The organism is Streptomyces sp. NPDC003327, from assembly GCF_053589515.1.
In genome coordinates this window covers 117,626-143,556 of record NZ_JBSFSA010000009.1, presented here as the reverse complement: position 1 = coordinate 143,556, position 25,931 = coordinate 117,626, and the positions used below count along the sequence as shown (strand labels likewise).

Annotated in this window: 22 protein-coding genes; 8 read left to right on the top strand and 14 right to left on the bottom strand. The window is 76.1% G+C overall.

What is annotated here, in order from left to right; all coding sequences use genetic code 11:
- Positions 1-58 precede the first annotated feature (58 nt).
- The gene (locus ACWDVG_RS11285; protein ID WP_451698425.1) at positions 59-556 is read left to right on the top strand and encodes an ATP-binding protein; all 498 of its coding nucleotides are present in this window, start codon (positions 59-61) and stop codon (positions 554-556) included.
- Between the two features lie 139 nt (positions 557-695).
- Here ACWDVG_RS11285 and ACWDVG_RS11280 read toward each other — a convergent pair whose 3' ends face one another.
- The 4 genes from ACWDVG_RS11280 to ACWDVG_RS11265 form a co-directional block, all read right to left on the bottom strand.
- Positions 696-908, bottom strand: coding sequence for a DUF397 domain-containing protein (locus ACWDVG_RS11280; RefSeq protein WP_030219358.1), 213 nt, complete (start codon positions 906-908; stop codon positions 696-698).
- Positions 909-1,109: 201 nt separating this feature from the next.
- Positions 1,110-3,272: an FUSC family protein gene (locus tag ACWDVG_RS11275; protein WP_451698423.1), complete on the bottom strand. Its 2,163-nt coding sequence runs from the start codon at positions 3,270-3,272 to the stop codon at positions 1,110-1,112.
- A 144-nt stretch (positions 3,273-3,416) separates the two neighbouring features.
- Positions 3,417-4,532 carry a DUF2786 domain-containing protein gene (locus ACWDVG_RS11270; protein ID WP_451698421.1) on the bottom strand — a complete coding sequence of 372 codons (1,116 nt, stop codon included), beginning with the start codon at positions 4,530-4,532 and terminating at the stop codon, positions 3,417-3,419.
- Complete coding sequence (locus tag ACWDVG_RS11265) at positions 4,529-4,984, bottom strand: winged helix-turn-helix transcriptional regulator (protein WP_451698420.1); 456 nt, start codon at positions 4,982-4,984, stop codon at positions 4,529-4,531. Before ACWDVG_RS11265 ends, ACWDVG_RS11270 begins: the two co-directional genes overlap by 4 nt.
- A gap of 73 nt (positions 4,985-5,057) precedes the next feature.
- On the opposite strand from ACWDVG_RS11265, the gene ACWDVG_RS11260 reads away from it, so the two are divergent.
- From ACWDVG_RS11260 to ACWDVG_RS11250, 3 genes are all read left to right on the top strand, one after another.
- Positions 5,058-5,882 (top strand): NAD(P)H-binding protein, encoded by an 825-nt coding sequence (locus tag ACWDVG_RS11260; protein WP_451698418.1) that lies wholly within the window; start codon positions 5,058-5,060, stop codon positions 5,880-5,882.
- A gap of 139 nt (positions 5,883-6,021) precedes the next feature.
- The gene (locus tag ACWDVG_RS11255) at positions 6,022-6,822 is read left to right on the top strand and encodes an ABC transporter ATP-binding protein (protein ID WP_451698569.1); all 801 of its coding nucleotides are present in this window, start codon (positions 6,022-6,024) and stop codon (positions 6,820-6,822) included.
- Positions 6,816-8,990, top strand: a complete 2,175-nt coding sequence (locus ACWDVG_RS11250) for an FtsX-like permease family protein (protein WP_451698417.1) — start codon at positions 6,816-6,818, stop codon at positions 8,988-8,990. Before ACWDVG_RS11255 ends, ACWDVG_RS11250 begins: the two co-directional genes overlap by 7 nt.
- Before the next feature lie 136 nt (positions 8,991-9,126).
- On the opposite strand, the gene ACWDVG_RS11245 is transcribed toward ACWDVG_RS11250, so the two are convergent.
- Together ACWDVG_RS11245 and ACWDVG_RS11240 are read right to left on the bottom strand one after the other, a co-directional pair.
- Positions 9,127-9,693: a GNAT family N-acetyltransferase gene (locus ACWDVG_RS11245; RefSeq protein WP_451698415.1), complete on the bottom strand. Its 567-nt coding sequence runs from the start codon at positions 9,691-9,693 to the stop codon at positions 9,127-9,129.
- 97 nt (positions 9,694-9,790) lie between these two features.
- Complete coding sequence (locus tag ACWDVG_RS11240) at positions 9,791-10,720, bottom strand: NADP-dependent oxidoreductase (protein ID WP_451698413.1); 930 nt, start codon at positions 10,718-10,720, stop codon at positions 9,791-9,793.
- A gap of 143 nt (positions 10,721-10,863) precedes the next feature.
- Here ACWDVG_RS11240 and ACWDVG_RS11235 point away from each other — a divergent pair, with 143 nt between their 5' ends.
- On the top strand, positions 10,864-12,111 hold the full coding sequence (locus ACWDVG_RS11235; protein ID WP_451698412.1) for a LuxR C-terminal-related transcriptional regulator: 1,248 nt from the start codon (positions 10,864-10,866) through the stop codon (positions 12,109-12,111).
- 147 nt (positions 12,112-12,258) lie between these two features.
- A complete protein-coding gene (locus ACWDVG_RS11230) occupies positions 12,259-13,977 on the top strand; it encodes a bifunctional 3'-5' exonuclease/DNA polymerase (protein ID WP_451698410.1) in 1,719 nt (572 codons plus the stop codon).
- 61 nt (positions 13,978-14,038) lie between these two features.
- On the opposite strand, the gene ACWDVG_RS11225 is transcribed toward ACWDVG_RS11230, so the two are convergent.
- Together ACWDVG_RS11225 and ACWDVG_RS11220 are read right to left on the bottom strand one after the other, a co-directional pair.
- Positions 14,039-15,373, bottom strand: coding sequence for a hypothetical protein (locus tag ACWDVG_RS11225; RefSeq protein ID WP_451698408.1), 1,335 nt, complete (start codon positions 15,371-15,373; stop codon positions 14,039-14,041).
- A gap of 53 nt (positions 15,374-15,426) precedes the next feature.
- The gene (locus ACWDVG_RS11220) at positions 15,427-15,936 is read right to left on the bottom strand and encodes a SigE family RNA polymerase sigma factor (RefSeq protein ID WP_451698406.1); all 510 of its coding nucleotides are present in this window, start codon (positions 15,934-15,936) and stop codon (positions 15,427-15,429) included.
- 131 nt (positions 15,937-16,067) lie between these two features.
- On the opposite strand from ACWDVG_RS11220, the gene ACWDVG_RS11215 reads away from it, so the two are divergent.
- The gene (locus tag ACWDVG_RS11215; RefSeq protein WP_451698404.1) at positions 16,068-16,451 is read left to right on the top strand and encodes a DUF6479 family protein; all 384 of its coding nucleotides are present in this window, start codon (positions 16,068-16,070) and stop codon (positions 16,449-16,451) included.
- 36 nt (positions 16,452-16,487) lie between these two features.
- Positions 16,488-17,366 carry a sigma factor-like helix-turn-helix DNA-binding protein gene (locus tag ACWDVG_RS11210; RefSeq protein WP_451698402.1) on the top strand — a complete coding sequence of 293 codons (879 nt, stop codon included), beginning with the start codon at positions 16,488-16,490 and terminating at the stop codon, positions 17,364-17,366.
- A 117-nt stretch (positions 17,367-17,483) separates the two neighbouring features.
- On the opposite strand, the gene ACWDVG_RS11205 is transcribed toward ACWDVG_RS11210, so the two are convergent.
- The 6 genes from ACWDVG_RS11205 to ACWDVG_RS11180 form a co-directional block, all read right to left on the bottom strand.
- Positions 17,484-18,206, bottom strand: a complete 723-nt coding sequence (locus ACWDVG_RS11205) for a pyridoxamine 5'-phosphate oxidase family protein (RefSeq protein WP_451698400.1) — start codon at positions 18,204-18,206, stop codon at positions 17,484-17,486.
- Positions 18,207-18,261: 55 nt separating this feature from the next.
- The gene (locus tag ACWDVG_RS11200) at positions 18,262-19,647 is read right to left on the bottom strand and encodes a lysine N(6)-hydroxylase/L-ornithine N(5)-oxygenase family protein (RefSeq protein ID WP_451698398.1); all 1,386 of its coding nucleotides are present in this window, start codon (positions 19,645-19,647) and stop codon (positions 18,262-18,264) included.
- 34 nt (positions 19,648-19,681) lie between these two features.
- Positions 19,682-20,974: an APC family permease gene (locus tag ACWDVG_RS11195; protein WP_451698396.1), complete on the bottom strand. Its 1,293-nt coding sequence runs from the start codon at positions 20,972-20,974 to the stop codon at positions 19,682-19,684.
- Positions 20,975-21,204: 230 nt separating this feature from the next.
- Positions 21,205-23,688, bottom strand: coding sequence for an FAD-dependent oxidoreductase (locus ACWDVG_RS11190; protein ID WP_451698394.1), 2,484 nt, complete (start codon positions 23,686-23,688; stop codon positions 21,205-21,207).
- Positions 23,681-25,291: a class I tRNA ligase family protein gene (locus ACWDVG_RS11185; protein WP_451698392.1), complete on the bottom strand. Its 1,611-nt coding sequence runs from the start codon at positions 25,289-25,291 to the stop codon at positions 23,681-23,683. The genes ACWDVG_RS11190 and ACWDVG_RS11185 overlap by 8 nt, the downstream gene beginning before the upstream one ends.
- The gene (locus ACWDVG_RS11180; RefSeq protein WP_451698391.1) at positions 25,288-25,836 is read right to left on the bottom strand and encodes a cupin domain-containing protein; all 549 of its coding nucleotides are present in this window, start codon (positions 25,834-25,836) and stop codon (positions 25,288-25,290) included. The genes ACWDVG_RS11185 and ACWDVG_RS11180 overlap by 4 nt, the downstream gene beginning before the upstream one ends.
- Positions 25,837-25,931 lie beyond the last annotated feature (95 nt).

Here is a 25,931-nt window from a genome sequence, read left to right as displayed (position 1 = left end):
CGTGTTGTCGTGTAGTCGTGTTGTCGCACCACAGTCGCGATTCCCGGGAGTGCCTCGCATGGGGACGAATGGATCGACCGTGCTCGAGCCGTTACGGCAGGGCCTTCCGCCGATCGATCCCGGCGCCGTCTCCACCTCCGCGTCCTGCGCCCTGCCCGCCCGGTACGAAGCCGTGCGCGGCGCCCGGAAGTTCACCAGCGCGACGCTCGACCGCTGGGAACTGACCGAGCGCTTCGACGACGTGGCCCTGGTCGTCTCCGAGCTCGTCACGAACGCATTGCGCCACGCGGTGCCCGCCGACGCGCCGCAGGACGAAGTCCAGAACCCGCCGGTGCGCCTGCACCTGATGCGCTGGGCCTCGCGCCTGGTGTGCGCCGTGCGCGACCCCAGCCGGGAGAGCCCGGAGGCGCGGACGAGCGAGGAGGACTTCGCCGCCGAGTCGGGCCGCGGGCTGATCCTGGTGGAGTCGTACAGCGACAGCTGGGGGTGGCACCCGCTCGCGGGCACCCTGCACGGCAAGGTCGTGTGGGCGCTGTTCCGGCTCGGGCCCGAGTAGCCGGGTCGACGGGAGAGACGTCCGCGTACGCCTGCGCGTACCTGCGCGACATACGAGGAAGGGCCCCGGCGACACACGCCGGGGCCCTTTCCGTACGTACCCTCGGTGGTCGTCCACCGTCGTACCGGTACGCGACGGGTCACACCAGGTGGTCGAACTCCCCGTCCTTGACGCCGAGCAGGAGCGCCTCGATCTCCGCCGGCGTGTAGACCAGCGCGGGTCCGTCGGGGTGCCGGGAGTTGCGCACGGCGACGTTTCCCCCGGGAAGCTTGGCGAACTCCACGCAGGAACCCTGGGAGTTGCTGTGCCTGCTCTTCTGCCACACGACACCGCGCAGCTCCGTGGCCGCCATGCCGTTGTACGCGCGATGCGCATGATGCACTGGAAGCTCCCCGAGTTGCTTGGTGCAGGACTCAACTTCCTCGGATCATAGCTGTGTTCATATGCCCATGCATGAGCAGATGCACGTGCACGCGGGGTGGCGTAGTGGCTACAGCACCCAGTGTGCCCGGGGGGCCGGAGAGGCGTTCACGGAGGTCAGGCTGGACGGGGGTCACGTGTCGTCCAGTGCGGCCGACAGCTCGTCCAGCGCCTCCAGGAGCAGACGCGCCGCCTTCCGCAGCACGGGATCCGTCACCTCCGCGTCCCAGGACGCCACCGTCTCCCGTACGTCGTCCCAGTGCGGCGCCCGCCGTTCCCGCACCGCCCGCGCGCCCCGCTCCGTCGCCCGCCGCAGCGCCTCGGCGAGTCCGGCCGCCGCCGGGAGCGGGGCGGCGCCGCGCTCAGGGGCGTGGGCCTCCAGGAGCATCGCCGCCCGGCCGAACTCGGCGAGCGCGTGGCCCGCCGCCTCCGCCGCGGCGTGGGACAGGCCCCGGTGCCGCACCGGTTCGTGGGCGGCCCGCTCCACGGCCTCCTGCCAGGCGATCCGGGCCGCGCGGGCGTCGAGCAGCGCCTCCCGGACGGCGGGGGCCGGGGCGAGGGGGGCGGGGGTGGTTCCCCCGCCCGGTGCCGACGGGCCGGCGTACCGGGCCGCGACGGCCGCCGCGTACCGGCCCGACGCCGCCAGCCAGTCCGCCAGCCGGCCGCGCAGCCGGGGCGTCTCCCACGCCGGGTACACCGCGTACGCCACCATCGCGAGCACACCGCCGAGCAGGGTCAGCAGCACCCGCTCCCGCACCGTCTGCGTCAGCCCCTCGCCGACCATGCCCAACAGGAAGACCACGTACGCGGCGACGCAGACCTGGCTGACCGCGTACCCCGTCCGCAGCAGCAGGTACGTCCCGAACGCGCTCAGCACCGCGAGCGCCGCCGACAGGAACGTGCCAGGGTGCGCCGTCTGCACCACCGCCGTCGCCAGCGCCACCCCGACCAGCGTCCCGCCGAACCGGGCCACCGAGCGGGCGTACGTCTGCGAGAAGTCCGGGCGCATCACCATCACCGACGCCATCGGCGCCCAGTACCCGTGCCCGAACGGCAGCGCCGTCCCCAGGAGGTAGCCGGCCGCCGTCACCACCGACACCCGCAGCGCGTGCCGCAGCACCGGAGAGTCCGGGCGCAGCTCCGCCCGCACCCGCGCCACGACGACCGGCGCCAGCCGCACCAGCGTCGGACGGGTCAGCGTCGGGCGGGTCGGCGTCGGACGGGTCGGCGTCGGACGGGTCGGCGTCGGGCAGGTCGGCGTCGGAAGCGTGGGCGCCGCGCCGGTCCCCGCCCCCCGGCCCGAGGTCGCCGTCCTGGGTTCCGCCGTCTCCACCACGTCCCCCAGCAGCGCGGCGAGCCGGAGCGCGGCGCGGCGGGCCGGACCCGAGAGGATCGCGCCCGTGTCCGGGGTACGGAGCACGGCGAGCGCCGCCGGGGGCAGCTCCACCGGCACGCCGTGCCGGATCGCCCGGGCCGCCGCGTCCAGGACGTCCGCCGCCGCCGCCAGCAGCTCCCGCACCCGGGCCCGCTCCCGGCCCTCCGCCGGGACGCCGACCGCCGGGTCCGCGAGCGACGCCAGCACGGGCCGGATGCGCTCGGCGACCCCCCGGGCCCCGTGCAGTTCCGCCGGGCGGCGGCGGGCCTGGCGCGGCGTCACGGCGGCGGCGCTGCGGGCCGTCATGAGCGGTACGGGGTCGAACGGCGCCACCGGGTCGTGGCGGAGGCGGCGCGCGTAGTCCGCCTCCGCGGCGAGCGCGTCCGCGAGCGCGTCGCGCTGCGGGCCCCAGCGGCGGACCGGCACCACGACCACCAGGACGGCCTGGACCAGGCCCCCGGCGAAGATCGTCGCGGCGTGGCCGGCGGCGGTGGCGACGGACGTCGGGAGGGTGACGGTGACGAGCATCATCGCCACGTTGGAGGACGCGATGATCCCGGCGGTCGGACCGGCGACCCAGGCCAGGCCCGACAGGAACGTCCACAGGAGGAGCAGGGCGAGGAACGCGGCCGTCTGGGCGCCGGTCAGATAGCCGAGGAACGTCGAGACGGCGAGGCTGGCGCCCGAGGCGAGGGCGAGGGTGGGGCGCGGGCGCCAGGAGCGCTGGAAGGTGGCGATGGCGGCCTGGAAGGCGCCGAAGGCGGAGGACACGGCGACGGCGGGGCCGAAGAGGGCGAGCGAGACGCCGACGACGAGGGCGAGGCCGAGGGCCGCGCGGGCGGCGGGGGCGGGGGCGGGGCGGGTCCGCCCGACGGTGAGACCGGAGCGGGCGGTCTCCTTCAGCGCCCGGAGCCAGCTCATGTGCGGACTTTAGCCGCGAAGCGGGTCGAACCGACCGATCCCCGGCGGGCGTGGCCCGCGCGGGCGGTCGTCTCGGGCCCCTTACGGGGGGTCCGGGGCCCGTGGGTGAGGTCCGGGGCCCCGTGGGGGAGGTCCGGGGCCCCCTTACGGGAGGTGGGGGCGGTGCGGGTGGAGGGTGGCGCGGTTGGCGGCCGAGGCGCCGTGGGTCCAGCCCGCCTCGTCCCAGACCGCGCGGACGCGGGTCGTGCGGGTCTCCGGGAAGAGTTCGTCCGTGCGGGTCGTGACCGCCGCCTCGCGGGAGGCGAGGGCCGGGAGCAGCGTCGGGGCCTCGGCGGCGACCCGGCGCGACGTCGCCGACAGCCGGGCGCCGAGCCGGTTCGCGTACGCGAGGAGGAAGGACTGCCGGAAGGACTTGGTGCGCTTGCGGCCGCCCGCCCGCTGCTCCGCCTCGGCGCGGGTCATCGCCGCCGTCCCCTGCACGAGCAGGGAGGTGTAGAGCAGCTCCACCGGGTCGAGGTCCGCCTCGAAGCCGATGACCGTCGAGAAGCCGTACGCCTCGTTCCAGACGGCCCGGCAGTGGTTCGCGGTCGCCACCGCGTCCAGCAGGATCGCCTTGGCCTGCTCGTACGGCGGCTCCACGCCGATCCGGAGCGCGCCGGGCGTCTCGGGGGACGGCGCCCCCGCGGCGAGCGAGGCCTCGTCGAGGCTGTGCCGGGCCATCAGCTCCTGGGCCTTGGCCGTGAGGGCCTCCGCCTCCTCCGGGTAGCCGGTGGCCTCCGCCTTCGCGAGCAGCGCCCGGACGCGGGACAGCATCCGCGGTTCGCCCGCGGCGGGCGGCGGGAGCGTCTCGCCCGGCACCGGCCCGACCGCGTCCAGGCGCGGCAGCCGGACCAGGAGCCGGTACAGCTCCAGGACGGCCGTCGCGTACGAGAAGCGGTCCGCGGACCAGCCGGCGTCCCCGAGGGCGTCGAGCTGCTCCCGCCAGCGGCGCGGCAGCGTCCCGTACCGGGCCGTCTCGGCCCTGACGAGCCCGGTCAGGAGGCGGACGTGCTCGTCGGCGAGGTCGCGGCGGGCCGTGCGGACGAGGTCCGCCGGCTGCCAGCCCCGCTCCCACAGGGTGCGGACGAATCCCTCGCCCCGGCGGGCGAGTTCGGCGTCCGCGTCCCGATCGGCGGCGAGCAGTGAGGCCGCCGTGTCGAGGGAGTCGTCGTCGCTCGCGTACAGCGCCTCGAAGGCCTTGTCGACGGTGGTCCGGCTCATGTCGTCGCCGTCCTCGCGTCCCAGGCCTCGCGCGAGCGGGCGATGACCGCGCGGTGGTCGAGCGACCAGTCGATCAGCTGCTTGATCAGGTGGGTCATGCTGTGACCGGTGTCGGTCAGCGCGTACTCGACCTGCGGCGGGGTGGTCGGGTGGACGGTCCGCGAGACGAGGCCGTCGCGTTCCAGCCGGCGCAGGGTCAGGGTCAGCATCCGCTGCGAGATCCCGTCGACGAGCCGCTGGAGCTCCCTGAACCGCCGCGGCCCGGCGGCGAGTTCGACCACGACGTGCACGGTCCACTTGTCGCCGAGCCGGTCCTGGACGTCCCGGACCCCGCACTCCTCGGCACAGCTCACCAAGGGCTCGGTGACGACGCCTGACGAGACGCCTGCCGCAAGGTGTGGCGTGGTGTCCCGCGCGCGGTCCGTGGTTACTTCGGTGTGCCCCTCTGACATCAATGTGCCTCCTTCCGCACGTGTGTCCGTCCCGTCACGATGGTCTCAGCCGTCACCACCCCAGGGGGAAACCATGCTGCTCGTCACCGGCGTCTCCGGCGCCCTCGGCTCGCTCGTCGCCGAGCGGCTCGCCGGCCGCGAGGACGTCGTCCTCGGCACCCGAGCGCGGCTGCCCGGCACCCGTCGGCTCGACTTCGACGACCCGGAGACCCTGCCGGAGGCGTTCGCGGGGGTCGACACCCTCCTGCTGATCTCCGCCGGGTACGGGGAGGACGACGTCGTGGTCGCCCGCCACGAGGCGGCGATCTCCGCGGCCGAGCGCGCGGGGGTCCGGCACGTCGTCTACACGAGCCTGTCCGGTGACGGCGACCACCTCACCTACGCCCTCGCCCACCGCTGGACCGAGCGTCGGCTCCGCCGGTCCCCCGGCCTCCACTGGACGATCCTGCGCAACGGCCTCTACGCCGAGCTCCTCACCTGGATCGCCGCGCCCGACGCCGACCACCGCATCACGGGACCGCTCGGCGAGGGCCGGCTCGCCGCCGTGGCCCGGGAGGACCTCGCCGACATCGCCGTCACCGTCGCCACGGACCCGGCCGCCCACCGGAACCGGGTGTACGAGCTGGTGGGCGAACGCCCCCTCGGCGGCGCCGACCTCGCGGCCGCGCTCGGCGCCTCGTACGCCCCCGGCACGCTCGCGGAGGCCCGCGCCGCCCTGGCCGCCTCGGGCGCGGTGCCGTTCCAGGTGCCGATGCTGGCCGGCACGTACTCGGCGATCGCGCACGGCTTCATGGACGGCTCCGGGGTGGCGCGCAACGACCTGCGGGCGCTGCTCGGCGCGGGCCGCGAGCCGCGCGACCCCCTGGAGGTGTTCGTGAAGGCCGTACGGGAGGGGTAGGCCTGGCCCTACCCCCGGGACGCCCGGCAGTGGTCGTGATCGGGGCGGGCCGAAACGGTTCGCTTGAGCCATGACCACCGCTGCCGACGACGCCGCCACCTCCGCCCCCGTCCCCGTCCCCGCCTCGGCCTCCGTCGCCGTGGACACGGCTGCCGTACGGCTCCGGGGGCTCACCCGCCACCACGGCGACGTCCGCGCCCTCGACGGCGTCGACCTCGACTTCGCCCCCGGGACCTTCACCGCCGTCATGGGGCCGTCCGGCTCCGGGAAGTCCACCCTCCTCCAGTGCGCCGCCGGGCTCGACCGGCCGACCTCCGGGACGGCGGAGGTCGGCGGGGTCGCCCTCCAGGGGCTGGGCGAACGGCGCCTCACCCTGCTGCGGCGGGACCGGATCGGCTTCGTCTTCCAGTCCTTCAACCTGCTGCCCTCCCTGACCGCCGCGCAGAACGTGGCCCTGCCGCTCCGGCTCGCCGGGCGCCGCCCGTCACGTACGCAGGTGCGGGAGGCCCTGGCCCGCGTCGGGCTCGCGGGGCGGGAGCGGCACCGGCCCGGCGAGCTGTCCGGCGGGCAGCAGCAACGGGTCGCCCTGGCCCGGGCGTTGATCACCCGCCCCGCGGTCCTCTTCGGGGACGAACCGACCGGGGCGCTCGACTCGACGACGAGCCGCGAGGTCCTCGACATGCTGCGCGGCCTCGTCGACGGGGAGGGCCAGACGCTCGTCATGGTCACCCACGACCCGGTGGCGGCGGCCCGCGCGGACCGGGTGGTGTTCCTGGTCGACGGGCGGGTCGCGGGCGAACTCCGGGCGCCGACGGTCGGCGCGGTCGCCGCCCGGATGGCCTCCCTGGAAGCGGAGCCGGGCCAGGAGCCGGGCCAGGGGCCGGAGCCCCGGCCCCGGCCGGCGGGCGCGGCGCACACCGCGGAGGTGCCGTCGTGCTGAGCGTCGTCGTGGCCGGGCTGCGCGCCCGCTGGGCCTCGCTCCTCGGGGGGTTCGTCGCCCTGGCGCTGGGCGTGGGGCTGCTCACCACCATGGGCCTCGGGCTCTCCGCCACCTTCCACGCTCCCGAGCGGGCGCCCGAGCGGTTCGCCTCCTCGCCCGTCGTCGTCCAGGGGCGCGACCGGCTGGCGCTGCCGGTGCGGCGCGGGCCCGAGACCGTGATCGTGGAGCAGCGGCTCGACCGTCCACAGCCTGTGGACACCGAACTCCTGCGCGAACTCCGGACCCGCTGGACCCTCACCACGGGGGTCGCCCCGGCCGGCGGCCCGGACGAGGAAACCGACCGCCGGGCGAATGGCCCACGCCCCGACGCCGTGGGCCTCGACGCCCCCGTCGCCGAGGTGCGGGCCCTCGTCGGGGACCGGGCCAGGGTCCTCACCGGCGACGAACGGCGGCAGGCCGACCCCGACCCCGAGCGGGACGCCCGGGCACTCGTCGGCCTGAACGCCCTCCTCGGCACCGCCGGCGGCGTCACCGCCTTCGTCTCCGTCTTCGTCGTCGCCTCGACCTTCGCCTTCGCCGTCGCCCTGCGGCGCCGCGAGTTCGGCCTCCTGCGCACCGCGGGAGCCACCCCCGGCCAGCTCCGCCGGATGCTGCTCGCCGAGGCCGCCGCGCTCGGCGTCGTCGCCTCCGCCACCGGCTGCGCGCTCGGCCTCTTCGGCGCCCCGCTGCTCGCCCGGGCGCTCGTCGACGGCGGTCTCGCCCCTGCCTGGTTCACCGTCGAGGGCGCCGCCGGACACCCCGCCTGGCCCTTCCACCTGGGCTTCTGGACGGGCCTCTGCGTCGCGCTCGCCGGAGCCGTCGCCGCCTCCCGGCGCGCCGGGCGGGTCGGGCCCACCGCCGTCCTGCGCGAGGCGGACGTCGACGCGGACGTCCTCCCGCTCGGGCGGGCCCTGCTCGGCACGGGGCTGCTCCTCACCGGGCTGGGGCTGCTCGTCCACACGTACGCCACCGACCCGTCCGCGCTGCTGAAGCGGAAGACGTACACGACCCTCCCCATGCTCCTGACCGGCGGGGTCGCCCTGCTCGCGCCGCTGCTGGTCCGTCCCGCGGCGCGGCTGCTGCGGGTCAGGAGCGCGGTGGGGACGCTCGTGCGGGAGAACAGCGCGGCCTCGGTGCGCCGCACCGCCGCCGTCGCCGCGCCCGTCCTCGTGACGGTCGCCCTCGCCGGGACCCTCTTCGGCTCGGCGGCCAGCGTGACGCGGGCCAAGGGCGTCGAGGCGCGGCAGCGGACGGCGGCCGAACTGGTCGCCGAAGGGCCGGAGTTGCGGCCGGTGACGGCGCCGGCCGGGGCCGTCGTCTCGGCCTCCGGGGCGACGTCCGTCTTCGTACGGGACGGGGCCGAGGCCGTCGTGAAGTACGGGGCCAGGGCCGTCGCCGACCCGGCCGCCTTCGCCGGCCTCGCCCGCCTCCCGGTGGTCGCGGGCGACCTGCGGGACCTCGACGACGGGTCGATCGTCGTCAACGAGGAGTTCGAACACCGCCGGGTCGGCGAGACCGTCGAGGTCTGGCTCGCGGACGGGCGGGGTCCGGTGCGGCTCAGGGTCGCGGCCGTCCTCGCCCTCGGGACCGGCGACAACGGGCCGTACGTGACCCGGGCGAACGCTCCCGGCGCCACCCTCGACCGGATCGAGGCGCGCGGCGGCGGGGCGGCGACGGCGCAGGCCCTGGCGGCGAGCGGCGGGACAGTCGCGACGGCCGCGGCGTGGGCCGAAGCGAGCCACCCGGCGAGCGGCCCGCAGACCCGGCTCGGGTTCCTCGTCGTGCTGGGCATCGCCGTCGTGTACACGGTGATCGCCCTCGCCAACACCCTGCTCATGGCGACCTCGGTACGGGGCGGTGAGCTGGCCTCGCTGCGGCTGGCGGGCGCCACCCGGGCCCAGGTCCTGCGGGTGGTCGCCGGCGAGGCGGGTCTCGCGGTCGCGATCGGCGCGTTCCTCGGCCTGGCGGTGACGGCGGCCGTCCTCGGGGCCCTGGGCGCGGGCCTGGCGGCCCTGTCGGCACCGGTCGCCCTGGCCGTGCCGTGGGCGGTGGTGGGCGCGGCGGCGGGGGTGTGCGCCCTGGTGGCGGTCGCCGCGTCGGCCCTCCCCGCGTGGCGGCTGACCCGCTGAGCGGCGAAGGTGGACGTCGGGGCGGTGACCGTGGTCGGAGCCGGGTCGCCGCCCCGCCCTCACGTCCCGCGCGGCCGTGGCCGGAGCCGGGCAACCGCCCCGCGCGGCCGCGGACCGCCCGGGGCGCGGCGCCCCCTCAGACCTTCCCGTCGGCCTTCGCGCCGCGCCACTCCGGGGCGAGGATCGACCAGACCTCCTGGTCGTGGCGGTGGCCGCGGTAGAGGTAGCTCTCGCGCAGGACGCCGTCCCGGTGCATGCCGAGGCGGCGGGCGACGGCGATGCTCGGCTCGTTGTCGGAGTTCACCACCCACTCCACGCGGTGCACCCCGCGCACCTCGATCGCCCAGTCGAGGAGCACCCGCGCGGCCCTGGTGACCAACCCCCGTCCGACGGCCGCCGGTTCGAGCCAGCAGCCGGCCTCCGCCGTGCCGCCGGCGACGTCCAGCGTGCGGAGGATGACCGCGCCGACGAGGGTACCCCCGGACCAGATCCCGTGGATGCGGCCGGTGTCGGCCGCCGCCTTCTCGGCGTACAGGCGGAGGAACGCCCGGCTCGACTCCAGGTCGTGCACGACGTCCGGGAGGCCGTTGCGCGCGCCGATGAACGCGCGTCCCCTGTCGATGTGGGCCAGGAACTCCTCGGCCTGCCACGGTTCGAGGGGACGGAGCTCCGCGCCGTCGTCCCCCAGGGATATCGCGTACATCGTTCGCCCTCCACGGTCACCGGGCCGCCCCGTCGCGGCGGACGGATCCTCTCACCCCCCGCCGACGGCACCCAAGACCAGGACTCCGGGACAGCCCCTACGGGACCAGGAGCAGCTTGCCCCGGGCGTGGCCCGACTCGCTGAGATCCTGGGCGCGGGCCGCCTCCTTCAGCGGGAGGGTTTCGGCGAGGCGGACCGTGAGGGCGCCCTCGGCCGCCCGCCCGGCCTGGGTGGTGAGCCAGTCCCGTACGGTCTCCGGGTCCGCGGAGACGCCCGAGAAGACGATGCCGTGCTCGGCGGCGTCGACGGAGGCGATCGTCGCGATGCGCTCCTTCGGGGCCCGTCCCTCGCCGCCCAGGAGCGCGATCGCCGTCGGCAGCACCCCGTGCCCGGCGGCGTCGAAGACCGCGTCGACGCCCTGCGGGGCGGCGGCCGCGACCCGCTCGGCGAGCCCGTCGCCGTACGCCACGGGGACCGCGCCGAGCTCCCGCAGGTACGCGTGGTTGGCCTCGGAGGCGCTGCCGACGACCGTGATCCCGGCGGCGACGGCCAGCTGGACGGCGACCGAGCCGACCACGCCGGCCGCACCGTGCAGGAACAGCGTCTCGCCCGGCCGCACGCCGATCAGCTCCAGGACCCGCTGGGCGGTCTCGACGGCCACCGGCAGGCTCGCCGCGGCCTCGAACGAGAGCGCCGCGGGCTTGGGGACGACGGTGCCGGCGAGGGCGTACCGGGCGTAGGCGCCGGTCTTCGTCCAGCCGAGGACCTCGTCGCCGACGGCGAGGCCGGTGACGCCCTCGCCGAGCGCGTCGACCGTTCCGGCGAACTCCAGGCCCGGGACGGCGGGGAACGTCGTCGGGTAGAACTCCTCGACCCAGCCGCGCCGGCGCTTCCAGTCGACCGGGTTGACGCCGGCCGCCTCGACCCGGACCCGGACCTCGCCCGGCCCCGGCTCCGGCACGGGTGCGTCCGTCTCGTGGCGCAGCACCTCCGAGCCGCCGAACTCCTCGTACACGATCGCTTCCATCTCGCCCTCCCTGGCGGTCTGTTCGTTCTCCGTCGGGCTCAAGACTGCGCCCCGGGCCCCCCGGTCCCCGCCCTCCCGACGGCCAGTCCCCCCTGTCCGAAAGACCAGCCGCCCGGCCGCCCCGCCGCACTACGCTGAGCGGCATGGACGCGCTCACGCTGACCACCGCGTACGAGATCATCCGGCAGCCCCTCGGGGAGATCCTCCCCAAGGTCTCCGCCGCGCTCGCCCCGCTGATCCCGCACGTCGGGGTCGCCGAACTCTCCACGCACTGCGCGCACTCCCCCTTCAAATCGGCTGGATCCATCGGCCAGTTGGGCACGGCCGAGCTGGCGCCGCTGCTCGACGCGGGCGTGCCGGGGGCGCCCTGGCAGGGGACGGTCGCGGTGGGCGGCGGGCGGGAGCGGCCGGTGGTCGCCGTCGCGAGCCGTGCGACCCTGCGGGGCTCGGTCCTCGTGCTCGTACGGGAGGACGGCGCCGCTCCGGCCGGGCCGACCGAACTCGCCGTCGCCCAGGCCCTCTGGGACCTGGTGACCAGCCACTTCGACCGGTTCGCCACGGAGGCGCTGCCGGGCGCCCTGGCCCGCTCGCGGACGGCCGCCGACACCCGCGCGCGGGTGGTCGCCGAGCTGACCGCCGGCCACGCCTCGGCGCTCTCCGGGCTCCTCGCCGTGCTGCGGAGCCGGGCACTCGACGACACCACCGCACGGACGACCGCCACCGACCTGGCCGCCTCGGCGCTGGTCGAGGCGCGGGCGAAGGAGCGGCGCGACCGGGCCCTCGCGGAGGAGCCGGCCGAGGAGGCGTTCGGGCGGCTCGCCGACGAGCTGCGGCCGATGCTGCGGCACAGCCCGGTCCGGCTCGACCTGGGCGCGCCGGACGCGGGCCGCACCCTCCCGGCGGACGTGGCGCACAGCGCGCGGGCGATCGTCCGCTCGCTGCTCCTGATCGTCCTCGAACAGGAGCGGGTGAGCCGGGTCCACGTCGGCTGGCAGCTCACCGAGCACGAGCTGCGCGCCTCGGTGCGGGACGACGGGCCGGGCGCACTCGCCGCCTGCGACATCGGCGCGGGCTCGGTCCGGGACCGGCTGGAGGTGCTGGGCGGCAGGATCGACATGGACGCGGTCCCCGGCTGGGGCACGACGCTCACGGCGGTGCTCCCGCTGGCCACCCCGGAGGCCCCGGCGGAGGCGGCGCACCCGCTGGCGGAGCTGGGCGAGCGCGAGGTGGAGGTGCTGCGGCACCTGGCCCTCGGCCACCGCAACCGGCGCATCGCGGAGGAGCTGCACATCAGCGAGTCCACGGTGAAGTTCCACGTGGCGAACATCCTGAACAAACTGGGCGTCGGTTCGCGGGGCGAGGCCGCGGCCCTCTTCCACGCGGCGGCGTGACGGACCCCCGGGAGAGCCGCCACGGCCCGGGGCAGGCGCCTCCGGCGGGCCGCCACGGCAGGGCCAGGCGCGGGCCGCCACGGCAGGGCCAGGCGCCTAGGGCGCGGTGTCCCGTCGCTGTCAGTGGCGGGTGCCAGACTCGCACCCGTGAGCGAGAGATGGGGGCTGGCCGCCGAGGCCGAGGGGAACGGAGCACTGCTCGTGCCCCTCGGCCCCGACGGGCTGCCCGCCGGTGGGGTGCGGCGCGAGCCGGACCTCGTGACGGCCGTGCGGGACAGACCGGAGGTCGGGCGCTGGGTGTGGCGGTCGACGCCCGAGGTGTACCCGCGGCTGCTCGCCGCCGGGGTGCGCGTCGAGCGGTGCTACGACGTCGAGGTCGCCGAGCAGCTCCTCCTGGGCCACGAGGGACGGCTCGGGGAGCCCCGCTCGGCGGCCGCCGCCCTCGCCCGCCTGCGGAACGCGCCGGTGCCGCCCGATCCGCCGCAGCGGAGCGCCGAGCCCGGCTCGCAGGACTCGCTCTTCGAGCCGCGGCCGGTGGCCTCGGTGCCGTTCGATGGCCTGCTGGAGGTGTACGCGGAGCAGCAGCGGCGGCACGACCTGGCGGAGCACCCGGGACGCATGCGGCTGCTGACGGCCGCCGAGTCGGCGGGGATGCTGGTGGCCGCCGAGATGCACCGGGCGGGGCTGCCGTGGCGGGCGGACGTGCACCGGGAGCTGCTGCGGGAGCTGCTCGGCGAGCGGTACGCGGGCGGGGGCGAGCCGCGGCGCCTGGCGGAGCTGGCGGACGAGGTGTCGGCGGCGTTCGGGCGCCGGGTCAGACCGGACCTGCCGGCCGACGTGGTGAAGGCGTTCGCGCGGGACGGGATCCGGCTGCGGTCCACGCGCCGCTGGGAGCTGGAGGAGATCGACCACCCGGCGGTGGAGCCGCTGATCGCCTACAAGAAGCTGTACCGGATCTGGACCGCGCACGGCTGGTCGTGGCTGGCCGACTGGGTGCGGGACGGCCGGTTCCGGCCCGAGTACCTGCCGGGCGGCACGGTGAGCGGGCGGTGGACCACCAACGGCGGCGGGGCGCTGCAGATCCCGAAGGTGATCCGGCGGGCGGTCGTCGCCGACGACGGCTGGCGGCTGGTGGTGGCCGACGCCGACCAGATGGAGCCGCGGGTGCTGGCGGCGATCTCCCGGGACCCGGGGCTCATGGAGGTCGCGGGGCACCCCGACGACCTGTACACGCGCCTGTCCGACCGGGCCTTCTCCGGCGACCGCGACCACGCCAAGCTGGCGCTGCTGGGCGCGATCTACGGGCAGACGAGCGGCGACGGCCTGAAGAACCTGGCGGCGCTGCGCCGCCGTTACCCGCGCGCGGTGGCCTATGTGGACGAGGCGGCGAAGGCGGGTGAGGAGGGTCGGCTGGTCCGCACCTGGCTGGGCCGCACGAGCCCGCGGGCTGTGGGGGCCGCTGAGAACGAGGAGGCGGGGATCCCGCAGGAGGGCCCCGAGGCCGCGGGCGCGGACGGTGCGGGGGGCGCCGGGGACGCGGAGGGCGAGTTCACGCCGGGGTACGCCTCCGGGAACGCGCGGGCGCGGGGCCGCTTCACCCGTAACTTCGTCGTCCAGGGCAGCGCGGCCGACTGGGCGCTGCTGATGCTGGCGGCGCTGCGGCGCGCGCTCTCGGGGATGCGGGCGGAGCTGGTGTTCTTCCAGCACGACGAGGTGATCGTGCACTGTCCGGCGGAGGAGGCGCCGGCGGTCACGGAGGCGATCCGGGCGGCCGGGGACGAGGCCGGGCGGATCGCGTTCGGGGTGACGCCGGTGCGCTTCCCGTTCACGACCGCGACGGTCGAGCGGTACGCGGACGCGAAGTGAGCGCGCGGGCGGGGCGCGGGGCCGTCGCCGGTCCCCGCACCCCGCCCCGTACCCGTGGGGGCTACTTGGCCCACTTCGGATCGAGCGCGAGGGCCTTCAGCTGCGCCATGGTCAGCGCGGGCTCGGCGCGCGTGGCGGCCTCGTGCTGCGCGGGCGCGTTGAAGCCGGAGACGACGACCCGGAAGCCCTCGGGCGTGATGGTGTCGACGCTCCACCAGACGACTCCGGCTCCGCCCTTCTCGCCCGCCCGCTGGGTCTCCTTGACGAGGCGGCCGTCGGGCAGGGTGGTGACCCCGGGGCCGGAGAAGAGCTCGCCGACGACGTCGCCCATGGACGGCTGGACGTTGACGCCGACGAGGCTGCCGCCCCGGCCGTCGTCCACGACCGCGTGGGCGAAGCCGTCGTCGCCGACCACCTCCGTGACGGTGAGCCCCTTGGGCAGCAGCGAGCGCAGGGTGGCCTTCATGAACGCGGCGGTCGGCTCCGCGGGCCGGTCGCCCGCGCCGCCGGGGGACTCCGGCGGAGTGGGCTTCAGCTTGGTCATGTCCGGCAGCTGCGAGAAGAACGGGCGCCAGCCCTCCGCCGTCACCAGCGCCTTGAGCTGGGCGGGGCCGAAGGGCGGGTCCTCCCGGGAGAGCGGGCTGCCCTTCTGCGCGGGGGCGTTGTACTCGCTCGCGTCGACGAGGAAGCCGTCCTTGGTGAGCAGGACCGCCCGCCAGTTCTTGATGCCGTCGCGCCGGTCCGGGTACTCGTAACCCTGGATGATCATGAGCCGGGAGCCGTCCGGCAGGTTCTCGGTGGTGCAGTCGTCGAACGAGACGACCGTCCTGGAGGGGCAGAGGACCTGCCCGATGCCCGACTCCTTGGTGGTGCCCGCCCGGTTCAGGCCGACGGAGACGGCGGCCTTGCCGTCGCCGTCGTCGTACAGGCCGAGGACGGACTGGCCCGCGCCGTCCTCGTTCTCGATCTCCCAGGTGCCGGCGGGGGTGTGGGCCTTGAGGACGGCGGCCAGGTCCTTGACCGGGATGGTCGCCTGGAACTTCGAGCCGTCCTCGGACGCGGGGATCCCCGGGTCCGAGGGGGCCGCGGTCTTCTCGGGCGACGCGGCCACGGTCGTCTGCGTCGCCTGTCCGGCCGGGGTGACGAGCGACCCGCCGTACACGCCGCCGACGGCGACGGCCGCGAGGGCGAGGGCGCCGCCGGTCACGGCGAGCCGGCGGCGGAACAGCCGGCGACGACCGCGGCTGAGGCCGCCCGCGACCAGCGTCTGCCGGTCGTGGACGTCGAAGCCGTCGCCGGTACGGCGCAGTACCGCGCCGAGCTCCTCCTCGAAGCCCTCCTGTCCCGGGTGTCCTGTGCGTCCCGGGTGTCCCGTGTGTCCTTCGTGCTGGGGCATGGCGAATCACCGTCTCCGGTTCGTGGGTGAAAGGTTCGGTGGGCCGGCCGGGGTCAGCGGGCGGCGAATTCGGTGAGGCTGCCGCCGAGCCGTGCCCGCAGCTTGGCGAGCGCCCGTGTGGAGCGGGTGCGCACCGCGGCGGAGCTGACGTGCAGGGCGTCCGCGGTCTCCTCGACGCTGCGGTCCTCCCAGTAGCGCAGCACCACGACGGCCCGGTCCTTGGGCGCGAGGCCCGCGAGCGCGTCGAGCAGGGCGATGCGCAGCGCCGGGTCGGTGCCGTCGGCGGGGGCGCGGTCGGGCAGCTCGCCGAGCGGGCGCTCGGTGGCGGAGCGGCGCCGCTGGTGGCTCAGGAACGTGCGCACGAGCACGGTCTGGGCGTACGCGGCGGGGTTCCCGATCCGCGCCATGCGGCCCCACAGGGCGAACATGCGGCCGAGGGTCTCCTGTGTGAGGTCCTCGGCGAGATGGGTGTCGCCGCTGGTCAGCAGGCATGCCGACCGGAACAGGTGGCCCGTGCGTGCGGAGGCGAACTCCAGGAACTCGTCCGCGCGGGACTTTCTCATGCCCCTCCCTTCCCTCGCGGTCACGTGGCGTGGTCGCCGTACACCTCATTGACGCGACGGGATCCGGCAAATGTTTCAGTCGGATCGTCTCGGGCCGCATCCGACCAACCGGAATCGGGTAATCCTGTTGTATGAACACTCTCAGCGCAGCAGAGGTCCTGGCCGCTGGAGTCTGGCAGTCAGGCCTCGCACAGTTCCTCGCCGGACTGATCCTGGTGGCCGTCCTGATCACGGCGTTCTGGTTCGGTTTCCGGGTCCGCACCCGAGAGCCCCGCCCCCCGAAGCCGGAGGAGCAGCCGCACCGGCCCGACACCGGCGCGCTGCCCGGCGAGATGAGCGAGTACCGGCGGCCCGCCGAAATGCCGCAGACCGACGGCGAGCACCGCCTCATGCCGTACCAGCTGCACGATTCCGGTACCGAGACCTCCCCGGAACCGCCGAGCGAGGAGAAGCGCAAGTGGGGCGGGATCTCCAGCGGCGGCTTCGGAAGCGGCAGCCCCGGTCACGGCGACTGACACGACTCCACCGGCCGTGCCCCGGAGGTCCCCGCCGTGAAACCCGCCACCGTGAAGGCGGCGGGGCACACCGCCCCGCCGCCCCTCCTCCCGCTCGACGCGCAGCGGCAGCGCCTGCGGGCCGTCGCGCAGCGCCTGCTCGGCTCCCCCGTCGAGGCCGACGCCGCCGTGGAGGAGACCCTGCGCTGGTCCGAGGGCGACCGGCCGCCCGCCGGTGAACGCGCCCTGACGGACCTCGCCCGCGTCTGCCTCGACCTGCTGCGGGCCCGCGAGGCGCGGCGCGTCGACCCCTGGGACCCGTGGGCCGCACCGGACGCGCGAGAGGAGCGGACCGCCGCGGGACCGGGACAGCGGACCCTGCTCCTCGCCCTGGACGGCCTGACGCCCACCGAGCGGCTGGCGTTCGTGCTCCACGACATGTTCGCCGTGCCGTACGAGGAGGTCGCCGACGTCCTCGACCGCACCCCCGCCGCCGCCCGCAGGCTCGCCGCCCGAGGGCGGCGCCGGGTGCGCGGCACGGAGGAGATGCCGGAGCCGGACCTGCCGCGGCAACGGGAGGCCGTGGCCGCCTTCCTCGCCGCCGTCCGCCGCGGCGACACCGGCGTCCTGCGCACCCTCCTCGACCCGGACGTGCTGCTGCGCGCCGACGCCGCCGCCGTACGGGCCGGGGTGCGCGGCGCGCACGGCGCGGGCGCCGTCTCGCTCGCCTTCACCGGCCCCGCCGCCCGGGTGGCGCGCCCCGCCCTGGTCGACGGGGCGGCCGGTCTGGTCGTCGCGCCCGACGGGGCGCCGAGGCTCGTGCTCGGCTTCACCGTGCTCGACGGCAGGATCACGGCGATCGACGCCCTGGCGGAGGAGGCCCACCTCGACCGGATCGAGCTCAGGCTCCCCGGCGAGGCCCTGCTCCACCCTTGACGTACGACCTCCCGGGTACCACCCCTCACGTACGACCGCACAGGCACGCCCCTGACGACCGCACGGCTACGACTCTGACCCACGACCGCACAGGGCAGCCGCCACAGGCCAGGCCGCCTACTCGGCGGCGCCCACGATCCGGCCCGCCCGCTCGGCGACGTGCGCCGGGGGCAGCACGTCGGACGGCAGGACCGGGTCGGTGACGGGGGTGCCGAAGGTGGTGACCACCGGCAGGACCCCCGCCCACAGGCCGAGCGCCGCGTCCTCGGAGTCGCCGTCGTCCGGCGGCCCGCTCCGCGTCTTCACCGAGGCCTCGGTGAGGTCGAGGGCGAGGACCGAGGTCGCGGCCAGCTCCTTGCGGCTGGGCTGCCGCACGTACTCCCACTGGCCCGGCGAGCTCTGCTCGGTCAGGGCCCGCAGGCCGCGCAGCTTCTCCTCGGGGTCGGTCACGACCACCGGCACGCCGTAGATCATCGCGCAGCGGTAGTTGACGCCGTGCTCGAAGACGGAGCGGGCGAGGACGAGGCCGTCGACGTGGGTGACCGTGACGCAGACGGTGGTGTCGGGCGCCTGGACGAGGCTGCGGCTGGCGACCGAACCGTGCAGGTAGAGCCGGTCGCCGTCCACGCCGTACGCGGTCGGCACCACCATCGTCGTCCCGTCGACCGGCACCCCCAGGTGGCAGAGGAAGCCGGCCGCGAGCACCGCGTCCAGGTCGGCCCTGCGGTGGCTGCCCTTCTGCCGCATGCGGCGCAGCCGGGTCCGGTCGGTGACCTCCAGGTCGTCCGGCGTGCCGGACGGCCCGGAGGCCGCGGTGGTCGTGGTGGTGCTGGTGCTCATGGTTCCCCTGGTTCCTTCTCGTGCCCCGTGGCGCCTGCTGGTGTTGTACGGGGTGTCAGCCGGTCACCGCCACCGGCGCCCGCCTGTCGGAACGCGCGGCAGCCGCGTCGGCGGAGGGGGCGGCCTCGTGACCGGACCGGGCCGACCGGTCGCGGCGGTGCGCCGCGAGCGAGTCGCAGATCTCGCCGGCCCGGACGGCGGCCATGGAGAGCAGGTTGGCCGTGATGCCGTGGGAGTGCTCGGTGCCGCCCATCAGGTAGATCCCCGCCTCCAGACCGGCGTCCGTCTCCACCCGGTAGTCGCGGTCCACGAGCAGCCGCCCGTCCTCGTCGCGGCGGCAGACGGCGTCGAGGTCGCCGAGGAGGCGGGCCGGGTCGGGCTCGTCGTACCCGGTGGCGTAGACGACGGCGTCGGCGGTCAGCGTCTGCGTCACCCCGGTGGCGAGGTTCCGCACCACGACGCGGACGCCGTCGGGGCCCTCCTCGACCCCGGTGATCCGGGTGACGCCGAGGATGCGGAGCCGCTCCTCGCCGCGCACCTTCTCCTGGTAGGAGCGGCGGTACAGCTCCTCGATGAGGTCGATGTCGACGACGCCGTAGTTGGTGTTGCGGTGGTAGTCCATGAGCGTGCGGCGGACGTCCGGCCCGGCCGCGTGGTAGAGGTCGACGGCCTCCGGGTCGAAGATCCGGTTGGCGTACGGGCTGTCGTCGGCCGGGCTGTAGCCGTAGCGGGTGTGGACGGCGACGACCTCGGCGTCCTCGTACGTGCGGTGCAGGTGGTCGGCGATCTCGGCGGCGCTCTGGCCCGCGCCCGCGACGACGAAGCGGCGCGGCGCGTCGGTGGGCAGGGCGGCGAGCCGGTGCAGGAACTCGCTGCTGTGCCAGAGGCGTTCCGAGGAGGTGACGCCCTCGGGGAGGCGGGGCACGAGACCGGTGCCGACGACGAGGTTCCGGGCCCGGTAGGTGGCGGCCTCGGTCTCCCCCGCGGCGGTCACGTCGACCTCGACGACCGGGCCCGCGGCCCCGGACTGTCCGGCGGCCGGGCGGATGGCGGTGACCTCCAGGCCGTAACGCACCATGTGGTCCACGCCGTTGGCGGCCCACTGGAGGTAGTCGTGGAACTCCTCGCGGGTCGGGAAGAGCACCTTGTGGTTGATGAAGTCGACCAGCCGGCCCCGGTCGTGGAGGTACGGCACGAAGCCGAAGCGGCTGCGCGGGTTGCGCAGGGTGGCGAGGTCCTTGAGGAACGACACCTGCATGGTGGCGTCGGGGATCAGCATGCCCCGGTGCCAGCCGAAGGCCGGCTGCTTCTCCAGGAAGACGGCGGTCAGCTCCTCGCCGGGCGCGGCCTGCTCGTTGTACTCCTCGATGGCGATGGCGAGGGCGAGGTTGGCGGGCCCGAAGCCCACACCGACGACGTCGTAGACGGGGGTCGTGGTCATTGCGGAATGCCTTTCCGTGGCGTGGCGAGGGGGTTCAGACGTTTCGGGTGGCGGTGGCGGTCGCGGCGTCGTTCCTGGGCGTGGTGGCGGTGGCGACGGCGCAGACGGCGGCGAGGAGCAGGGCGAGCAGCAGCCCCGTCCCGGCGAAGGAGAGGAAGAGGGCCGCGATCAGGAGGGTCACGACGGCCGTGACGCGCAGCGCGCGCCCGGTGCCGCGGGCCCTCAGCGCGGCACCGGCGGCGGCCACGTAGAGGAGGAGGAAGGCGCTGCTGGTGACGACGAGCACCAGTTCCTCCCCCGTACCGGTGAGGACGAGGCCACCGAGGACGGCGGCGTACGCGAGGGCCAGGGCTGCCGTCGCCGTGAGCGGCCGGTCGGCGAGGGCACCGGGCAGGATGCGGTCGCGGGCGGCGGCCCGGACGACGCGGGCGGCGCCGAGGACCCAGGCGTTGGTGGCGACCACCGCGAGTCCGAGCGCCAGCAGGTCTCCGGCGAAGGCGCCCGCGTCGCCGAGCGAGGCGCCCAGCAGGGCGGTGATGACGACCGGTTCGTCGCCCGGCACGGCGAGGTAGGCCGCCGTCACCGCCGCGTACAGCAGGCCGACGATCGGCACGGCCCAGCGGATCGCGCGCCGGTAGCTGCGGGCCGGGTCGTCGACCTGCTCGGCGAGCGTGGAGACGTTCTCCCAGCCGAGGAAGGAGAAGAACGCGGTGACGACGGCGATGCCGACGCCGCCCCAGCCCTCCGTCAGGAACGGCGTGTACTCCCCCGCGTCGAAGCGCGGCGCGGCCAGCGCCACGGCCCCGCCGAGACCGAGGAGCAGGACGACGAGCGCGACGGCCTGGACGCGGGCGCCGGCCGCGAGGCCGAGCAGGGTGAACGCCGCCGACAGCGCCATGAAGCCCATGGCGACCGGGTAGACCGGCCCGTCGGGCTCGCCGAGCAGACCCAGCAGACAGCGGGCCGACACGATGCCCATGACCGGGTTGCCGATGACGTACGTGGCGACCAGCAGCAGCGCGGCCGTCCGCCCCGGCCGCCGCCCGAAGCCGGCCTCCACCATGGCGGCGAGCCCCGCGGCGTCCGGCCGCCAGGCCGACATCTCCGCGAAGAATCGCGCGAAGGGGTACGAGCAGAGCGCCAGCGCCAGCCAGGCGAGGAGCGAGGCGGGACCGGCCTGCCGCTCGGTGATCCCGGGCACCAGCAGGATGCCCGTGCCGACGAGGCTGCTGACGTAGAAGACCACCAGGGCGCGGACGCCGAGGGAGCCGGGCGTGGCGGGGGGCGGGGTGGCGCTCGTGTCCGGACGGTTCAGGGTGTCCGTCATGGCGGGGGTGTCACCTTCGGTCGATGCGGGCGGGGGGTGGGACGGGGTGTCGGGTCGGGGTGTCGGGTGGGGGGTCTCGGGTCGGGGGCTCGGGTCGGGCCTTGGGGGTCTCGGCCGGGTCGGGCCTTGGGGGTCTCGGCCGGGTCGGGCCTTGGGGGGTCTCGGCCGGGTTGGGGGGCCGGACCCGGTCGGGAGCCGGACCCGGTCGGGAGCCGTCGGGCGGCCGGGGGTCAGGTGCCGGAGAGGACGTCCAGGACCTCGGCGGCGGCGAGTTCGGCGGCGGCTGGAGCCGTCTTGAACCCGGCGCCGGACCAGCCGGTCGCCAGGACGATCCGGCTGTCGGGCCGCTCCCGGCCCAGGTGCGGCCGGGAGTCGGGGGCGTACAGGTCGACGCCCTGGCGCCCGGCGAGGAACCTGGCCTCCGGGTCGGCGAGCCACGGCCAGCGCACGGCCGCGCCCTCCCGGATGTACGCCACGTGCTCGTCGGTCAGCGTCGGATCGCCGCCCGGCGGCACGTCCCACTCGTCCACGGGCCGCCCGGCCATGTAGCCGCCGGCCGCCTCCCCGGTGAGCTGGGGACGCCCCCACACGCCGGTGACCATGTCGACGACGGTCGGCAGCCCGGCCGCGTCGGCGTGCTGGAAGAACCCGTACCGGATCGTCTTGGTGCGCCCGGCGTCCGCGCCGCTCAGCCGGTGGCCGCCGATCGAGCCGGTGCCGCCGCCCGCCGCCACGACCACGGCGCGGGCCTCGACGGGGCCGCCCGGTTCGAGCAGGAGCCGGACCCGGTCGGCCCCTGGCTCGGCGACGAGTTCGCGGACCCGGGCGGGCACGAGACGTGCGCCGTGCGCGAGGGCCCGGTCGCGGTAGACGCGGGCGGTCCTGGGCGGGTCGGCGTAGCCGGCCTCGGGCTCCCAGACGGCCGCGGTGATCCCCTCGACCGACAGGCCGGGGAACCGGTCGCGCAGCACGTCCGGCCCGAGCAACTCGGCCGGGACGCCGCCCGCGTTGAGCTCGGCCACGCCCTTGGCGGCCTGCTCCAGGTCGGCGTCGCCGCACAGGACGAGCGACCCGGTGGTCAGGAAGCCGTACGAGCCGGGGACGAGGGCGGACGGGCCCCATGCCAGCTGGTGGCTGCGCAGGGCCAGCCCGCGCAGGAACGGATCGGCCTCGAACGACCGCACGAGCCCGCCGGACCAGGCCGTGGCGTGCTCGTCGGCCCCGTCCATCGGCGCGAGGAGCGCGACCCGGGCGCCGTGCCGCGCGAGGACGGACGCGGTGGCGGCCCCGACGACCCCGGCGCCGACGACGACCACGTCGTACGGCCGCCCGTGCGCGCCGCCGGCGCCGCGGAAGCCCTGCGAGCCCTGCGAGCCCTGCGAGCCCTGCGAGCCGTGCCCCGGCGGGGTGTCCTGCTCCGCCGCCGTCTCCGGTACGGGGACGGGGACGAGGTCCCAGCCGACGCTCCCGGCCACCGGCTCGCCCTGCGCCGTGAACCCGCGGTCGGCGTGCGCCCGCACGGCGGCGACCAGGCTCCGCCCCCGCCGGTCCGGGTCCTCGGCGAGCGCGGCGGTGGCCGCCGCGAAGGCCGCGGACACGTGGGAGGCGGGCCCGCGCCGCATGCGCGCCACATGGGCGCGCGGGGCGGCGGCCCCGCCCGCGGGCGCGGGCGGCTCGGCGAGCAGCGCGGCGAACTCGTCGACCGCGCAGTCGTCGGGGAAGTACAGGTCTCCGGTGAAGCCCGTCGCGCGCCAGGCCCGGGCGAGGTCGGCGGCCCCGAAGTGGGTGCCGCAGACGACGAGGGCGCCGAGGGTCGCGGCCGACCCGGGGGCGGGCTCGTCGATCAGCTCCGGCGGACGTCCGTCGGCGAGCAGGGCCGGCACCGGCACGGCGCCGGTCGCCGGGCTGCTGCCGTCCGAGACCACGGGCCCCGAGGGAAGGCGCCGCTCGGTCGCGGGGCGCGCCCACGCGTCCCGTACGAGCTGGGCGAGCCGCTCCCCGTACACGCTGCCGTCGTGGACGACGGCGACCCGCGCATGACCGGCGGCACGGACCGCGGCCACCAGGTCGACGGCCTGGGCCCGGTCGTCCGGGCACCAGCGCAGGATCGTTCCGGCACCGCCGACGAGCAGGTCGGGGGTGGTCGCGAGCGGCAGCAGCACGGGCAGCCCCGCCGCCCGGTAGACGGGCAGGGCGGCCGCCGCGCCGAAGCTGTTGAAGTGCCCGACGACCAGCGCGTGCCGGCCCTCGGCGACGATCGCCTCCGCGAGCTGCCGGGACGTCTCCGTCTCGCCCCGGTCGTCGTACAGCTCCCAGGTGACGGCCGCGCCGAACCGCTCGGCCGCCCGCTCCAGGTGCTCGCCCCACGCCGCCCGGTCCCCGGAGAAGGGACCCACGACGGCCCCGCGCGGCCGCGCCGCCGCGGCGGCCTCCGCCTCCGCCGACCTCCGGGCGGTCAGGGCGCCCGCCCAGGTGCCGAGCGCGGAGACCACACCGGCGGGGGTCGCGACGGCGGCGGCGTCGTCCCCGGCGAACCCGAGGGAACCGACGGCCTCCTCCCCCGCCGCGTCACCGGCCTCGACCCCGGCGCCCAGTTCGCCCGCCCAGACGGCGAGCGCGGACGCGTCGCCGTCCGGGGCGGTGGCCGGGGTGTCGGCCGGGGCGGTGGCCGGGGCCGGAACTCCGGTGCCGGGCCCGTGGGTGGACTCACGCACCGAAGACCGCCCCGGGCCAGGCCGCCACCGGCGTCCCCGGCGCGAGCGGGGCGAGGGCGTCGGCGTCGACCCGGCGGGGGTCGGTGCCGAGGGCGAGCAGGTCGGCGAGGCGGGCGGAGCCGTACGGCAGGGCGGGCGCGGCCCAGGCCGAGAGGGCGGCGGCGACCGCGAGCTGGGCCGCGAGGGCGGACCGGTGGGCGGCCGCACCGCCCGGACGCTCCTGCTCGAACCCCGTCACGTACCCGAAGTCCTCGGCGAGGCAGACCACTTCGTCGAGCAGCGCGATCGCGCGGCGCGCGTCGTACCCCTCGACCGAGTACGCCTCCCGCAGCTGGCCGACGGTCTCGACGAGCCGGGTCCGCAGCCGCTCCCACGCGGGGCCCTGCGGGGCCTCGGCGGGGGCGACGCCGTCCGCGTGCTCGGCGACGGCGGTGAGGAGGCGGCCGAGCCAGCCGTCCCAGCGCTCGGCGAGCCGGGCGCGGCTCAGTTCGAGCGCGGCGGAACTGAAGCTGGTCTGGCGTCCGTTGGGCCGGTCGGACAGCACGTGGTAGCGCAGCACGTCCGCGCTCGTGCGGGCCAGCTCCTCGTGGGCCCAGATGGCGTGGCGGCGGCTGGTGGAGAACTTGAGCCCTTCGAGCCGGTAGAACTCGTTGACCACGAACGCCCGGGGCAGCGCGATCGCGGGGTCGTAGGCGCGGAAGGCGGCGGGGAACAGCAGCGCGTGGAAGTAGCCGTTGTCGAAGCCGAAGAACTGCACGGGCGCGGGCGCGGGGCCGGTCTCGCCGGCGCCGGTCCACTCCAGGAGGTAGCCGGGGGCCATCTCGAACCAGACGTAGATCCGCTGCTCGGTGAAGCCCGCGACCGGCACCGGCACGCCCCACTCGGAGGGGTGGCTGACGGCGATCTCGGGGAGGCCCTCCGCCCGCATCCGCTCGCAGAGCGCGCGCAGGTGCGGCGGCATGTCGACCTGCTCCCAGAAGGCGGTCAGCTCCTGCTCCCAGGGGGCGAGGGGGAAGTAGAGCCGCTCGCAGTCGCGGAGTTCGGGGGTGGCGCCGCATCCCGTGCAGACGGGGTCGGCCAGGTCGGCGCAGTCGTTGGGGCGGCCGCAGGGCTCGCAGGCGTTGCCGTTGGAGCCGGAGCCGCAGTGGGGGCAGTCGCCCTTGAGGTACGCCTCGTACAGCCAGCGCTCGCAGCCGGTGCAGTACGGGAGGGGCGTGGTGCGGGCGACGATGTGCCCGGCGTCGTACAGGCGCTGGAAGAACTCCTGGACGGCCGACTGGTAGCCGACGTCGCGGCGCGGCCGGACGATCGCGTCGAAGTCGGCGCCCGCGCGGGACCAGACGGACTCGATGGAGGCGCCGTAGCCGTCGGCGACCTCCTCGCCCTTGCGGCCGCCGTCGTTCAGGCCGCGGACGGGCACGTAGCTCTGGTGGTCGTCGAGGCCGGTGGTGTAGCGGACGGTGCCGGTGCCCTCGGCGGCGAGGAAGCGGCGCAGGACGTCACCGGCGAGGTAGGGGCCGGCGAGGTGGCCGATGTGGAGGTCGCCGTTCGGGGTCGGCGGGGTGGCGGTGATCCAGTGGGTGGGGGTGGCGTCGCCGCTCATGCCGCGACCTCCTGCTTCTTCTCGTGGTGGTCGTCGGAGTCGTTGTCTTCGGTGGCTTCGGTGGCTTCGGTGGCTTCGGCCGCCGGGAGGGGCGGTTCGCGCAGGGGCCAGTAGAGGGAGACCCACCTCAGCTCCTCGTCCCCGGTGTTGTGGACGACGTGCTCCTGGTTGCGGGGCAGGACGACGACGTCTCCGGCGCGGAAGGGCGGTTCGAGCACGCCGTCGAGGGTCACGGAGCCGGTGCCTCCGAGGACGATCATGACCTCGTCCTGGTTGTGGCAGTCGGGGTCCGAATCGCCGCCGGGCTCCAGGAAGCAGGCCATGGCGCCGACGGGCGGCTCGGCGTCCCCGCCCGGGAAGGGGATGAGGCGCTGGCAGGCGAGGCCGAACTCCTCGGTGGCGGTACGGCGGTCGATGCGGAAGCGGGGTGCCATGGCGGCGGCTCCGGTGGTGGTGGTCGGGGCGCCGGACGGAGCGGTCTCGCGGTAGGGCGTGGGCGCGAGGGCCGGTTCGCCCGGCGGCAGGATGGGCGAGGTGAAGGGCATGGAGGTCTCCTGGGAAGGGGTCTTCCGGGGCGGGGTCCGGCGGGGGCGCGACACACGCGGTGCTCGGCCGGTCCGGGCTCCGGCGGCTCGGGTTC

Coding starts and splice junctions, on each gene's coding strand:
- ACWDVG_RS11285 (WP_451698425.1), top strand. CDS start 59: ATGGGGACGAATGGATCGACCGTGCTCGAGCCGTTACGGCAGGGCCTT.
- ACWDVG_RS11280 (WP_030219358.1), bottom strand. CDS start 908: ATGGCGGCCACGGAGCTGCGCGGTGTCGTGTGGCAGAAGAGCAGGCAC.
- ACWDVG_RS11275 (WP_451698423.1), bottom strand. CDS start 3,272: ATGAGCTGGCTCCGGGCGCTGAAGGAGACCGCCCGCTCCGGTCTCACC.
- ACWDVG_RS11270 (WP_451698421.1), bottom strand. CDS start 4,532: ATGAGCCGGACCACCGTCGACAAGGCCTTCGAGGCGCTGTACGCGAGC.
- ACWDVG_RS11265 (WP_451698420.1), bottom strand. CDS start 4,984: ATGTCAGAGGGGCACACCGAAGTAACCACGGACCGCGCGCGGGACACC.
- ACWDVG_RS11260 (WP_451698418.1), top strand. CDS start 5,058: ATGCTGCTCGTCACCGGCGTCTCCGGCGCCCTCGGCTCGCTCGTCGCC.
- ACWDVG_RS11245 (WP_451698415.1), bottom strand. CDS start 9,693: ATGTACGCGATATCCCTGGGGGACGACGGCGCGGAGCTCCGTCCCCTC.
- ACWDVG_RS11240 (WP_451698413.1), bottom strand. CDS start 10,720: ATGGAAGCGATCGTGTACGAGGAGTTCGGCGGCTCGGAGGTGCTGCGC.
- ACWDVG_RS11235 (WP_451698412.1), top strand. CDS start 10,864: ATGGACGCGCTCACGCTGACCACCGCGTACGAGATCATCCGGCAGCCC.
- ACWDVG_RS11225 (WP_451698408.1), bottom strand. CDS start 15,373: ATGCCCCAGCACGAAGGACACACGGGACACCCGGGACGCACAGGACAC.
- ACWDVG_RS11220 (WP_451698406.1), bottom strand. CDS start 15,936: ATGAGAAAGTCCCGCGCGGACGAGTTCCTGGAGTTCGCCTCCGCACGC.
- ACWDVG_RS11215 (WP_451698404.1), top strand. CDS start 16,068: ATGAACACTCTCAGCGCAGCAGAGGTCCTGGCCGCTGGAGTCTGGCAG.
- ACWDVG_RS11205 (WP_451698400.1), bottom strand. CDS start 18,206: ATGAGCACCAGCACCACCACGACCACCGCGGCCTCCGGGCCGTCCGGC.
- ACWDVG_RS11200 (WP_451698398.1), bottom strand. CDS start 19,647: ATGACCACGACCCCCGTCTACGACGTCGTCGGTGTGGGCTTCGGGCCC.
- ACWDVG_RS11195 (WP_451698396.1), bottom strand. CDS start 20,974: ATGACGGACACCCTGAACCGTCCGGACACGAGCGCCACCCCGCCCCCC.
- ACWDVG_RS11185 (WP_451698392.1), bottom strand. CDS start 25,291: ATGAGCGGCGACGCCACCCCCACCCACTGGATCACCGCCACCCCGCCG.
- ACWDVG_RS11180 (WP_451698391.1), bottom strand. CDS start 25,836: ATGCCCTTCACCTCGCCCATCCTGCCGCCGGGCGAACCGGCCCTCGCG.